Origin of the sequence: Mucilaginibacter sp. SG538B (assembly GCF_013376065.1) — a bacterium.
Classification (GTDB): domain Bacteria; phylum Bacteroidota; class Bacteroidia; order Sphingobacteriales; family Sphingobacteriaceae; genus Mucilaginibacter; species Mucilaginibacter rubeus.
The window spans coordinates 311,511-325,540 of sequence record NZ_JABMJI010000006.1 but is presented as its reverse complement, the minus strand read 5'-3'; the positions used below and the strand labels follow the sequence as shown (position 1 = coordinate 325,540).

General features: G+C 44.4%; 7 protein-coding genes. 4 read left to right on the top strand and 3 right to left on the bottom strand.

Annotated features, from left to right (window positions below; translation table 11 throughout):
• Positions 1–25: 25 nt before the first annotated feature.
• Positions 26–1,909: a RagB/SusD family nutrient uptake outer membrane protein gene (locus FHW88_RS26985; RefSeq protein WP_176628668.1), complete on the top strand. Its 1,884-nt coding sequence runs from the start codon at positions 26–28 to the stop codon at positions 1,907–1,909.
• Positions 1,910–2,033: 124 nt separating this feature from the next.
• On the opposite strand, the gene FHW88_RS26980 is transcribed toward FHW88_RS26985, so the two are convergent.
• The 3 genes from FHW88_RS26980 to FHW88_RS26970 form a co-directional block, all read right to left on the bottom strand.
• The gene (locus FHW88_RS26980) at positions 2,034–3,542 is read right to left on the bottom strand and encodes a RagB/SusD family nutrient uptake outer membrane protein (RefSeq protein WP_176628667.1); all 1,509 of its coding nucleotides are present in this window, start codon (positions 3,540–3,542) and stop codon (positions 2,034–2,036) included.
• Between the two features lie 46 nt (positions 3,543–3,588).
• Positions 3,589–6,663, bottom strand: a complete 3,075-nt coding sequence (locus FHW88_RS26975) for a SusC/RagA family TonB-linked outer membrane protein (RefSeq protein ID WP_176628666.1) — start codon at positions 6,661–6,663, stop codon at positions 3,589–3,591.
• 205 nt (positions 6,664–6,868) lie between these two features.
• Positions 6,869–8,167 carry a hypothetical protein gene (locus tag FHW88_RS26970; RefSeq protein WP_176628665.1) on the bottom strand — a complete coding sequence of 433 codons (1,299 nt, stop codon included), beginning with the start codon at positions 8,165–8,167 and terminating at the stop codon, positions 6,869–6,871.
• Positions 8,168–8,481: 314 nt separating this feature from the next.
• On the opposite strand from FHW88_RS26970, the gene FHW88_RS26965 reads away from it, so the two are divergent.
• From FHW88_RS26965 to FHW88_RS26955, 3 genes are all read left to right on the top strand, one after another.
• Entirely contained in the window at positions 8,482–9,216 is a 735-nt protein-coding gene (locus FHW88_RS26965; protein ID WP_176628664.1) for a GntR family transcriptional regulator, read from the top strand.
• Positions 9,217–9,288: 72 nt separating this feature from the next.
• Entirely contained in the window at positions 9,289–11,091 is a 1,803-nt protein-coding gene (locus tag FHW88_RS26960) for a class I mannose-6-phosphate isomerase (RefSeq protein ID WP_255485458.1), read from the top strand.
• A gap of 52 nt (positions 11,092–11,143) precedes the next feature.
• The gene (locus FHW88_RS26955; protein WP_176628663.1) at positions 11,144–14,026 is read left to right on the top strand and encodes a glycoside hydrolase family 38 C-terminal domain-containing protein; all 2,883 of its coding nucleotides are present in this window, start codon (positions 11,144–11,146) and stop codon (positions 14,024–14,026) included.
• Positions 14,027–14,030: the final 4 nt, after the last annotated feature.

Here is a 14,030-nt window from a genome sequence, read left to right as displayed (position 1 = left end):
AAAACGCATTATGAAAGGAATTGATATGAAAACGACATTAAAAAATAAAAACCTGTATCTGCTGGTGTTCATTATGATAATGGGCGCGGCTTGTAAAAAGGATTTCCTGAATGTTGCTCCACCCAACCAACTATCTGCTGATGTGGTTTGGAGCGACCCGACTTTGGCCGAAGCCTATATGAACGATGCCTATAAAGGCCTGATAAACGGTGGATTATCTGAGCAAATGCTCGCCTCCGTATCCGACGAATCTCTGTTTAACCATACCGGACGAGGTATCGATATCGTCAATACGGGCAATGTTAGCCCCACTACTACCGGCTGGATCGACGATTCGTGGAACTGGGACAGGATGTACCTGTATATCAGGACCTGTAATACGGCCATCGACAGAATTGTAAGCGGCAAAAACAGCATTTCCGACCAGACCAAAAAAGACCAGTTTTTAGGTGAAGCCTATTTTTTGAGGGCCTATTACTACCAGCAATTATTACGCTTTTACGGCGGTGTCCCCCTCATCACCAAAGTATATAACATTACCGACGACCTTAAGGTAAAGCGTAATACCTACGAGGAGTGTGTAAACTTTATTGTAAAAGATTGCGATGAAGCGAACAAATTATTATCCGGTAAAACAATGGGGCAAGGTCGTGCTACGGCGCTTGCAGCCCTGGCCATTAAATCGAGGGTATTACTTTATGCAGCGAGTGACTTGCATGATAAAGCTAAACTAACGGCAAAAGTTAGTGGTATTCCGGATCAAACCCTTCCCCTGCTGTGTTACACAAGCGGCAACCAGGCCGATCGTTACCGCCTGGCACAAACCGCGGCAAAGGCGGTAATGGATGCTGATCCGCGCACCGGTTATAAACTAAATTTATCAGCTCCTGTTTCAGCCAGTCAGGGTGCTATTAACTATGCGAGTATCGCAATGGGCGGAGGTAGTAAAGCGCCCAATATTGACCCCGCCGGGGCTTCGGAAATCATCTTTGCAAAGTATTTCCTGCTGCCAAACTATGCCGTAACACCAAACCTTTACAACGGGCCTAACGGTTATCATAACTGGGGCGGAAACTCTCCGATTGGCTTACTTGTTGATGATTATGATATGCAGGACGGCACTCCATTCAGTTGGTCGAACCCATTAGAAAAAGCTGATCCCTATAAAAACCGCGACCCCCGATTTTATGCAACGGTGCTGTACGATGGCTCGGATTGGAAACCCCGCGATAAAGTATCCGGCAATGTTGACCCCGCCAATCAAATTCAAACCGGCACTTATGATTTGATGGTGAGCGGCAAACTAACATCTTTCAGCGGACTGGACACCCGCAACAGTTCGTTAGAAAACTGGAACGGTACCTACACCGGCTATTACTATCATAAATTTACCGATCCGGATCCTAATATCATTGATCAAAACATGCCGCAAACTATTCCCTGGCCTTTTTTCAGATATACAGAAGCGGTTTTGAATTATATTGAGGCGTCTATCGAACTCGGTGACACAGGCCCGGCGGTAGAATGGTTAAACAAGATCCGCTTCAGGGTTGGTATGCCCGCGGTTACCGCCACAGGTCAAACAAGCCTGAGAAACATATACCGTCATGAGCGCCGGATTGAGATGGCCTATGAAGAACAGCGATATCATGATGTACGAAGATGGCTGATAGCCAACGAAACCGTAGGCAGGAAGGTAACCATAGTAACTGTTACCGGAAAATTCAAATCGGGAAAAACGCAATCCTCTCCTTACCATTATGACCCATCGGTTTATGATTATAGCTACACACCGTCCGAATATAATGTATTGGAAAACAGGGCCTGGAACAACGCGCTTTACTTCAGGCCAATCACTCGCGATGAAGTAAACAAGAACAATTTACTAATACAAAATCCCGGATATTAAATATATCCGAAAGAAACCTCTAAGTTGGTTTAAACAGAGGTTGTTGGTTAACCCACAAACAGCAAAAGGCCGCTTGCCCGGCCTTTTGCTGTTTCTTATTAATAAATTTCAGATTACTTTCCCTTTAAAAACCCGGATTATTAGGTAACAACTTCGGATTGACATCTGTTTCCTGTTTAGGCAGCGGGAACAGCAGTTGTTTATCGGTAAACGTGGCGCCAAATACTGTTTTATGGCCTATAAAATTATCCCAGTTACCGGTAACATCGTTATGAACTTTGCGGGTTCGGAGCATATCAAACCACATTTTATTTTCAAAGCAGAGCTCAAAATACCGCTGTAACCACACCTCCTGCTCAAATGCAGATTGGGTCAATACCCCTATCGGGGCCAGCTTAGCCCTTGCACGGATATTATTAACCATCAAAATAGCCATGGCATTTGGTGCACCTTCGGCTTCGTTTGATGCTTCGGCGTACATCAACTCAACATCGGCCAAACGGTAAAGGGTGTAGTTAAGATCAGATTTTAACGTGGTATTAACTGCGGTAGAATCAAACCACTTGTAGATATAGGGGCTGCGGAAAGTAATTTTTTTGCCCGTTTTTGTATTAGTATAGCTGGAGTAAAAGAATTGCTTTTCTTGTACTCGTTTATCGCCGGCAGCAAATGATGCTAAAAACTGAGTTGTAGGATAAACCGAACCATACTCATCTGAGTATTGCGAAACACCCGAAAAATTCGGAATAGTAAGCGGTGTAAGCGGATTTGACGATGGTACCGACGCCGCATATTGCACCTGGAATATAAATTCGCCTGTATTTTTATTTGCAGGTTTGATCATATCGGTATATTCCGGAAACAGGGTATAACCACCATTCTGGATCACATTGAGCGAGCGCTTGGCCGATTCGGCGTAGAATGTTTTACCACCATTGATCGCGGCACCTGCATACGTTAAATACACATCGGCCAATAAGGCCTCAACAGCACCCATAGATACTTTACCCGTGTTGTCTTTCCATGGCAGCGTTGATTTTTCGGCAGCTAACAGATCGGGGATGATCACTTTATCATAGATATCTTTAGCCGCGGTGCGCGGGATATTCAGGTTAAGATCCTTAGGCGTTTCGGTAACCATTGGCACCGCGCCGTACATACGTACCAACTGAAAGTAATAAAGCGCCCGCAGGGTTTTTACTTCGGCAAGCATGTTATTTTTTACCTCATCGGTAAGGCCGGGGGCGCTGATAGCAGGTATTTTACCAATGGCCAGGTTACAGGCACCTATACCAAGGTACATTTGCTGCCACCAGGTATCAAAATAAAATGAGGTGGTGCTATAAGTTAGGTTCTGGTAATTTACGTAACCGGTTTGCCCAAGGTCGCTGCCCGATTTGCCGGTCATAAATTCCATCAAATTCCAGGTATTACCACCGTACGAGCCACTTTGGCCAGATAAAAAGCCCTGCAGGTTTTGGTAACCCGAATTGGCAAAAGCCCTGGCCACTTTAACACTCGATACATTCGACTCGGGCGTAAGGAAACTGGTAGGCTCCTCCTTCAAAAACTTTTTGCAGGAGCATGTAAACAACACCACCCCTACAAGCATTATATTTTTTATGGTTTTCATTTTTATATAATTTAAATTAAACTATCAATCGATCCTCTACCCCTGTTTAAAAAGTTACCTGTAAACCAAGGTTCCATACTCGGGGGCGAGGGTTTGAGAAGAAATCTAAATTCTGCGAGAACGAACCGTTCGACCCGTAGCTTGAATTGAAGGTATCCACCTCCGGGTCATAACCGGTATATTTGGTTATGATGAACGCGTTTTGAACACTTGCATATATCCTGAAACGATTGGCATGAAGCTTTTTAAGCACCAGCTGTGGCAAGGTATAGCCCAACGTAAAGTTTTGGCCGCGAATAAACGAGCCATCCTCAACCCACCAGGTATCGAAATGCGAATCCTGCGCGAATTTGTAGTTACGCACCTGCGAAATATAGGTGTTCTGGTTATTAGGTGTCCAGGCGTTAAGCACGGTGGCCAAACTGTTTGAAAGGGTTTGCCTGTCCTCAACCGAGTGTTTGAAGTTGGCGGCAGTATTTACTCCCTGAACAAATCGGATATCGAACGAAAAATCAAAAGCTTTGTATCTGAAGCTGCTGCTGAAGGTGCCAGTCCATTTAGGATAAGCGCGGCCGATGATACTATAATAATTACTGCCATCCGGATTGTAAATATATTTCCTGTCGCCGGGCTTTAAGCTGTGTTTAGCGGCCTCGGCTACATCCTCGGCCGAAGTGCTATAGGTACCAAGCCTTGTCATACCATAAAACGAACCGATAGGTTCGCCAACCCTGATCACAAAGTTTTGACCGAGGAAATTAGGGCCTGGGAAGATGTCCGCGCCGTTATCATTTAGTTTTAAAACTTTGTTTTTATTGGTAGTGAATATAAAATTGGTGCTCCATTCAAAATCGGGAGTTTTAACGTTTAGGGTGTTCAGACTAACCTCGACACCGGAGTTACGCACTGATCCTACGTTTTTATATACATTGGCATTGGTTTCACCGGCAGACCATGGTATAGGGGCCTGCAACAACAGATCTTTAGTGGTGCGGTTATAATAATCGAGGTTAAGGTTTACACGATCATGAAATAAACCTAACTCCAAACCGGCATCAAACTGAACAGAACGTTCCCATTTTAAGTTAGGGTTACCAATATAGCTTGGCAACAATGTTGACTGAGCAGCCCCACCCAAAACCGTGGTGCTCGGCTGGATCTGTGCCAGCGAACGATAGTTACCTATCTCCTGGTTACCCGAAGTACCGTAACTGGCCCGCAATTTCATGTTGGTGATGGTATGGTTATCCTTCAGGAAATTCTCCTGCGATACACGCCAGGCGGCACCCACCGAAGGGAAGAATGCGTACTTATTATTCACCCCAAACCGCGATGAGCCATCGTACCGGCCGGTTGCGGTAAACAGGTATTTTTCATCCAGATTGTAAGTTAAACGGGCGTAATATGAACTTAATGATGATTTTTCATCCTGCGTTTCATTGGCGCTCCTTACAGACCCTGCCTGCTCGTAGTGGTACTGAAAAATATCATCAATAAAATTCTGCGTTTCTGAGCGTACCCGGGCATACCCTTGTTGCTGGAACGAGATACCTAACAAAGCGGTAAAACGCTGCCTTTCGTTGATCTTTTTGTTCCAGGTAAGGTAATTTTCTGTTTGCCAGTAGTAATTATTATAAGCGTTTACATTAGCTACACCTCCCTGATCCTGCGATAAATGCGGCAGATCGCCTGCTGAATAGAAGTTATTTTTTTGAGCGCTTAAGTTATAGCCGAAATCTGTTTTAAAATCCAGCTCTTTTGTAATGTGGAACAAGGAATAGATGTTACCTAACATTTGCAGGTTATTGTTAAGCGTGTAACGCTCGTTGGCAACCTGCACCGGGTTTGGCGCGCCCTCAAGACCGGCAATGTCATAATTACCTGCCCATGTGCCATCAGGATATTTAACAGGTACTATTGGCACCTCTTCTGATACGTCCCTTGGCACGTTCAGGCCACCGTTGCCATCGGTAACTAAACGTTGCCTGCTGCTGATGAGGTTGATGCTGCCGCCCACTTTCAACCAGCTTTTCAGGTCGTTATCCATTGTCATTTTGATGGTATATCTTTTAAAGGCCGATGTTGGCGCAAGACCATTCTGGTTAAAATAGCCAAGCGATAAGCTGTAAAGCGATTTTTCGCTGCCACCCTGAATATTTAACTGGTGACTTTGAGAAAACGCCGGCTTGTAGGTTTCCTTTTCCCAATTGGTATCATAAATTGGGTTATTATTAGCGTCAAAAAGCTTAGGGAAATTGGTATGGTTTAATGCAACCGGTGGTGCCCATACCCCTCCGGCCGGGTCAAATTTTTGACCGTTGGCGAATGATTCATTGTAAACTTTAACAAACTCGGCCGAATTTAAAGTGCGTAAATGGCGATACAATTCGCTTACGTTAAAGTTATCATCATAAGTAATAGTTGCAGCACCAGTACGGCCACGTTTGGTAGTGATCATAATTACACCATTGGCACCACGCGAACCATAAATAGCTGTGGACGAAGCATCTTTTAACACCTCGGCCGAGGCTATATCCAGCGGGTTGATAGAGTTTGGATCAACTCCAACCACACCATCCACCACATATAATGGATCAACATTGGAGTTGATGGATCCGATACCCCTAATTCGTACTTTAGCGCCCGCGCCGGGGGCCGTGCTGTTAACACTAACTTCCACACCGGCTATTTTGCCTTGCAGGGCCTGGGTTACGTTAGCCACGGGTTTATCATTTAACTGATCGCCTTTGATGCCGGTAACAGCGCCGGTAAGATCCGATTTTTTAACAGTTCCGTAGCCGATCACCACAACTTCGTTAAGGGCGCTGGACGTGCCAGCTAACTGCACGTTAACGACAGTTTTGCCAACGGTTGATATTTCCTGGCTGGCATAACCTGTATATGAAAATATCAATACAGGTTTGGCACTGGTTACCTGTATCGAGTAATTTCCGTTAAGATCCGTCTGGGTACCACCCTGGGTGCCCTTTATTTTGATACTTACACCAGGTAAAGCTGAATTATCCTTAGCATCGGTTACCTTGCCGCTGATCTTAACCTGCGCCATCGTATGCAGCGACAGCAAGGTGAGCAGAATTGAGTAGATAAGATTTTTCTTCATAACATTGTTTAGTAGGTTGTTTTTAAACTGGTAATTATAGGAACACTTCTCTGCGAAGCATTCATGGCGGTTTATAACCGCCGCAAGGCCGGAAGTTGCCCTTCAGAAAGGGCAAAGAAGTCCGGATTGCCTTTATGGCATCATTTTTTTTCATGAATTTGGATTATAGTTTACTTTAGTTTATGTCAGCTTATTGGCTGGCAGGCTACCGGTTTTTAGCGGCCCATTGCCTTAGTGCCGTAATGGCATCATATAAAACACCTGCTTCACCCCTGAAATCGCCCGAACCTTTTGGTGCGCCGGATTGTACATCATACCATTCAAAAAAGCCCTTGTTGGCAAGCATCCTGTCGAGCATCGGTGACAACTCCGCGTAAGCTTCCTGCGGGCGACCATAGATAATGAGCGGTGCTATCATTCGTCCGCCAAACCATGTCCAGTCGCCGCCGTTTTGATAATTATAAGGCTTCATGTTTGGATACTGCTTTTCAGGATAAGGAGGATACACTGTAATGCCGATAGTGGCATGCTTTTCTTTAGTCGCGGCTGCAAGCATTTGTTTGTTTATTTCCAAAACTTCGGCCGGAGTGTTAAACCCTGCTATGATAGCACATATGGATCCACCGGTGTATAAGATCTCTTTTTCATTAAAATCCGAAGAGAAAGGGCTGCCGTTAAGGTAGATATGCGGGATATATTTTTGAGCGGCAGCATCCCAAAGGTATTTACGAACATTGGCAGTGACCTTTGCGGCAATGATCTTCCAATCAGTTTGGGCTTTATAGCCTCGGGGTGCCATCGCAAGGAAATCTTGAACTGCCTTCACAAACATGGCGTTATCATAAATATCCAAAGCCCATTTGGTTTTATCATTAATGGCCACGCCCCAGCCGTTTTCGGATTGCACATCGCCCCAGTCAATAGTGGTGGCCCCGGTTATCAAACCATATTTTTCCGACCAGCGATCTTTATGCAGATAGGCCAGCGCCTCCTCCATTCGTTGCAAAATCGTTTTACCACCAATACACTCGTTTAAAATAGATTGGTCACCGGTAAAATCAATGTATTTTTTCACAGCCTGGATCAATGACGATTCCTGGTCGGTCTCTACCGTGTTTTTATGCGCTGCCCAACCCGGTAATAAGGATGAGTAGCGATATTTATAACCTACACTGGCTTTAGCGCTGTCAACCACACCATCCACAATATCCCCGCCCTGGCCCTGGATGCGGAAAAACATCAATAGTTTGGTTTTTACTTCTTCTTTGGGATGTACTTTTAATGAGCCATTGATGAAAGTGTTGAAGTCGCGGATCCACACCTCACTGTAGGATGTACCTGCAGAAAAACCGGATAACAGTTGTAAAGCTTTCGCCTGGACTGTATCAAGCCGGATATCGGCAAGAATTTTCTCTGCCAAAGCTTTGTTGGAGGACTGTTGTGCTCCGGCAATGGAAAAAATAAAGCAAGACAATGCCGTAGAAATGAGTAAACGTTTTTTCATGCAGGTAAATATGTAATTAGGTTACTGCCTTACCAGATAGAAATGGAGACAGATTGTTATAGTATGTACAAACATAGTGTCATAATATTATATTCCAAAGTTTTTCCAAAGTTTTTTTATTAACTATGATAAAAAATGAACAGAGGTCAGAAAATTACCTTAGTAAAGGAAGCTGCTACTGAACCCCAAAACCGTATTATAAAAAAATTCAACCTTTTTCTGCTCCGTAGATGTTCCTCCTCCAAAGGTGATACCACTACATGCCGCCCCCTGCCGTTTTCCTGATAAATTATTACCTTGCCACTTAATTCATTATGAAAATTTCCATCGATCATAAAAGCGCCATACCCTTACATATCCAGGCAGAGAACCTGCTAAGAGAGCTCATCCGCGAGCCTGAATATCAGGCCGGTAAATTATTGCCTAACGAGGTTGATCTTGCTAAAAAGTTAGCTATATCGCGCACCACTTTACGCCAGGCTATTAACAAATTGGTTTATGAAGAGCTGCTGGTGAGAAAAAAACGGCTCGGAACCAAAGTGGCCCATACCAAAATGAGCTCCAAATCAATGAATTGGTTGAGCTTTACACAGGAGATGGAAGCCCGCAGCATCCCTATAAAAAATTACGAGCTTCATATTAGCTGGGTCTTTCCGGAAGATCATATAGCCAATTTTTTCGATATCAAAACAGATAAGAAAATTTTGAAAATGGAAAGGTTAAGGGGAAACTCCGAAGAAGCTTTTGTGTATTTTATTTCGTATTTTCATCCACGGATCGGGCTTACGGGCGAAGAAGATTTCAAGAAACCACTTTACGAAATGCTTGAGAGTGAGCATTCTGTAGTTGCAGACCTATCAAAGGAAGAAATAAGCGCCAAGGCGGCCGATAAATTCGTAGCAGGTAAACTGGAAATAGATCCGGGCAGTCCTGTTTTGATCAGGAAACGGTTTGTTTACGATCAGGGCGAACGGCCGATGGAGTATAACCTGGGCTATTATAAAGCCGAAAGCTTTGTTTATACGGTAGAAAGCAGGCGCAGTTCCTAAATTTATTTTTTTTTGACTTATTTGAAATATAAATGAAATAAAATATGTTTGCACATTACAACATATTAGTGCATGAATAAATCTATTTTATCGAACGCGGTTAATATCGAAACGATGAGGAACACCAAACAGTTTCTGCTTCCGGATCTGAAGAAAGCCGCGAAAAGGCAGGAGTATGACATTTACCCCACTTTCGACATTGCCGGGCCAATATATACCGGCTATAAAGCCTTAGCCAATTGGATCATTGCATGCAACCATGATATTGTTATAGATGGCTATTCGGGCGTATATTGGGATGTACTTATCTGCAACCTGAACGATGAATTTGCCGCTTCAAACATCCAGGCTAATTGGATTAATGTAAATAAAGCATTAAAACCGGAAAGCATTATTCATGAAATAACCGCTAATTACGATGGTGGCGATGACCCGTTATTTGGTAAGCTATACGATGGGGAGCTGAGCGATTTTTTTGATGTCGAAAAGCTCAAAAGTCTTAAACCCGAACCAAACAAATTAAACATATTGTATGGTGCGGGTGCCGCTCTTGCCGGATGGAAATGTACATTGCTATATATCGATGTTCCTAAAAATGAGATCCAGTTCCGGTCAAGGGCCAACACAATCTGCAACCTTGGCGAAAAGCTGCCTTCCGATCCCAAAAATCAATACAAACGTTTTTATTTTATAGATTGGCCGGTACTCAATAAACATAAAAAACAGCTTTTGCCTGCCATAGATGTAATCATCGATGAGCAAAGGATCAATGAAATATCGTGGGCAACTGGCGATACATTAAGAAACGGACTTAAAACCATGTCCAGCCACATGTTTAGGGCCAGACCTTGGTTTGAGCCCGGGGTTTGGGGAGGCCAGTGGATTAAAAACAACATCAATGGCCTGAACAAAGATGTTGTAAACTATGCCTGGTCATTTGAACTTATCGCCCCGGAGAACGGCATCCTGCTGCAAAGCGGCAACAATATATTAGAGGTATCGTTGGATACCTTGCTGTTACTGGATAACGAAGCCATTTTAGGCAAAGCGGCAGCCAGGTTTGGCGATGCCTTTCCTATCCGGTTTGATTTTTTGGATACTTTTGACGGTGGCAACCTTTCATTGCAATGCCACCCTTCTGTTGAATACATTAAAAATAACTTCGGCGAAGATTTTACACAGGATGAAACTTATTATATCCTCGATGCAGAACCAGGCGCCGAAGTTTACCTTGGTTTCCAGGAAAATATCAATAAACAACAATTCAGGAGCGTTTTAGAGAACAGCTTTGAGCAAAACGAACCGGTAGAGATCAAAGACTACGTACAAACCTTCCCGGCAACCAGGCACGACTTGTTCCTGATCCCGAATGGTACGGTACATTGCTCGGGCAAAAATAATATGGTACTGGAGATCAGCGCCACGCCGTACATCTTTACCTTTAAAATGTACGACTGGCTCCGTCCCGATTTAAGCGGAAATCCACGAACGCTGAATATCGACCGGGCCTTTGAAAACCTCAATTTCGAAAGGAAAGGTGATGTAGTGACGGAAACCCTCATCTCCAAACAAACCACCTTAAAAAAAGGCCATGACTGGGAGATCATTAACCTATCAACTCATCCTGAGCACTTTTACGCTATTGAGCGCTTTGAGTTTGATACCGAGATAACTGAAGATACCAATAACCAATGCCATGTATTGAGCCTGGTTGAGGGCGAAAGTATTGCAGTGATCACTAACGATCGTGAACAGGTTATTCATTATGCCGAAACCTTTATTATTCCGGCCGCGGTTAAAAGCTATACACTTAAAAATACAGGCAAAACAAGGGTTAAGGTTGTCAAAGCTTTTGTTAAAGACGAATGTTGTTAATATCTCTGCTTAAATCAAACTCAAAACGCATCCTCTTAAAACCTTCTAAGTTATGAATAAGATTTTTTCCATCCTGTCGGCATTCATTTCCATATGCACATCAGCAATGGCGCAAACAGGTGGTAAGCATTTTAATGGAATCACCCTGCAACCAACAATAGCCTATATCAATTACCAGGGCGAGCCCCGCAGAATGGTCCGGCTGTTATTTCATGAGGGTAAAAACTGCGCAGCCACAGAGGCCACCGTTTCCTTCAATGGCATAACCGATCATGTTATAATACCGGCCAGTAAAGAGGGCACTGATGTATTTGAGCTTCCGCTTCCCGGCTCGCCAATAACTTCGGCAGCACAGGTTACGGTTATCTTAAATTCCGGCGGGCAAACCTATATGGCCCGCTGCATTGTTGAACCGGCCCGTAACAACTGGACCATGTATATCCTCCCTCACTCGCATGTAGATATCGGTTACACCAACACACAGGCAAAGGTTTTGAAGCTGCACATGGATAATATTGATGAGGCTATTGATCTGGCTAAAAAAACAGCCAATTACCCAGTGGAAGCCCGCTATAAATGGACAACAGAAGCCATTTGGGTAGTTGATAATTACCTGAAAGCGGCAGATGAAGCTAAAAAAGAACGCTTTTGGGACGCGGTGAAAAAAGGATGGATTAATTTGGATGGTGCTTACGGTAATATCAACACCAGCATGACAGACTCCTACCAGTTGATGCAAATGTTCGCCAAATCGCAAAAACTGGCTAAGGCGAATGGGGTTGAGATCCATACCATGTTCCAGGGCGATGTGCCGGGCGCCAGTTGGGGCCTTGCTGCGCAAAGCGAACAAACCGGGATCAAATACTTTTTATCAGGCCCAAACGCATCCGACAGGATAGGCAACCTTGCCAAATGGCAGGATAAACCATTTTATTGGATTTCGCCATCGGGTAAACAAAAACTACTGTTCTGGCAATGCCAGCCTTACTCGATAGGCTATGCGCTAAAAGGAACCAGGATCCCTAATTTTTTTACTATAGACGATCCTAAACCTTTTTATACTGGTCACCCATCGGATAATTTTCTAAACCCGCACCTTTTCCAATATCTCGGCGGCCTTGAACAAAATAACTTTCCGTATAACATGTCGTTGTTAACCTGGGCTATGAGCGATAATGCTCCTATCGATCCTGAACTTCCCGATGCTGTTAAAAGCTGGAACGAGCATTTTGCCTCGCCAAAACTGGTGATCACCTCGGTAAAACAATTTTTCCAGGATTTTGAGAAACAATATCAAGACAAAATCCCGTCGTTCACCGGCGATTATACTGAGTACTGGACGGACGGCGTGTCGTCAGCAGCGAAAGAAACAGCCATCAGCCGCCAAACATCTGACAAGCTAAAACAGGCATCGGCCCTTTGGGCCATCCGTAATAAACCAGGCTACCCTGTTGATGATTTTGACGACACCTGGAAAAACCTGCTGCTTTACAATGAACACACCTGGGGCGCATATAATAGTGTTAGCGACCCCGAAGATGCAAAAGTTAAAAGCGAGTGGACTGTTAAAAAAGGCTATGCACTAAGCGCCCAAAAACAAACCGATTCGCTCAGCAATTTGATATTGGCTGTAAAAACCGCAGCAGCAAATAAGGTAGACGTTTACAACACCCTGTCGTGGCTGCGCACCGATGTTGTTTATGTACCGGCCGGTTTAAGCAAAGCAGGCGACCTGGTTAAGGATGCAACAGGCAATGCAATCCCATCGCAACGCTTAAGCTCGGGCGAGCTGGCTTTTGTTGCCACAGGGGTACCGGCGTTTGGTAAAAAAACGTACACTATTAACCGTGGTAAAGCTTTTGCAAAGGGCAAAGCTGTCATTTCGTTAAACGGATTGGCTAACGGCATCTACACTGTCACAATTGACAGTAAAACCGGCGATATAAGCAAACTGGTAAAGACCGAGAGTGGCAAAAAACAGGTATTGGTGGATAGCACCGGTTTTAACAAATACATTTACATGCCCGGCGATTCGCTGCAGCGCCAGCAAACAAGTACCGACGCCATCATTAGTATTAAAGAAGATGGGCCATTGGTGGTGAGCCTTTTGGTTACCTCAAAAGCGCCTGGAGCCTATGGCTTAACCCGCGAAATCAGGCTGGTTAACGGGCTTGATAAAATTGAGCTGATCAATACCATTGATAAGAAAAGTATTCGCTCTAAAGAGAGCGTTCACTTCGCGTTTCCGTTTAGTGTTCCAGGTGCGCAGGTACGTTATAGTATTCCGTGGGGAAGTGCTGCTGCCGAAGCCGACCAACTCCCTAACGCCAATAAAAATTGGTTTACCATGCAGCACTGGGTTGATGTTTCAAACTCGACGTTCGGTATTACCTGGTCAAGTCCGGATGCGCCTTTGTTTGAGATAGGCAAGATCACAACTGCCGATTTGCTTGGTGGTTTGCATCACGCGCCGCAGTGGCTAACATTCACGGCGCAGTCGCCAAAGATTTATTCGTGGGTAATGAACAACTTATGGCATACCAATTTCCGCGCCGAGCAGGAAAAAGGGCCGGCCACCTTCCGTTATATCTTCCGTTCACACGCCTTAGGATACGATAGTTTTGATGCCAACCGGTTTGGCCTTAATAATCATCAGCCATTAGTAGTTTCCGCTTCGGATAATCAGGATGACGAACTGTTTTTTAATATCGGTGGTAAGCAGATCTATGTAGAATCCATAAAACCTGCCGATGATGGCAATGGCGTTATTGCGCAGATAGTGAGCACCGGCGATAGCGAAGTGAACATCACTCCAAAAGCAAAAGCGACGATAAAGATCTGGAAAAGCAATCTGACCGAAGAAAAGGTGGCCGCGCTTGATAACAATTTTAAGATTTCGGCAAAAGGAATAATCACTGTACGCATCGAAAAATAAAATC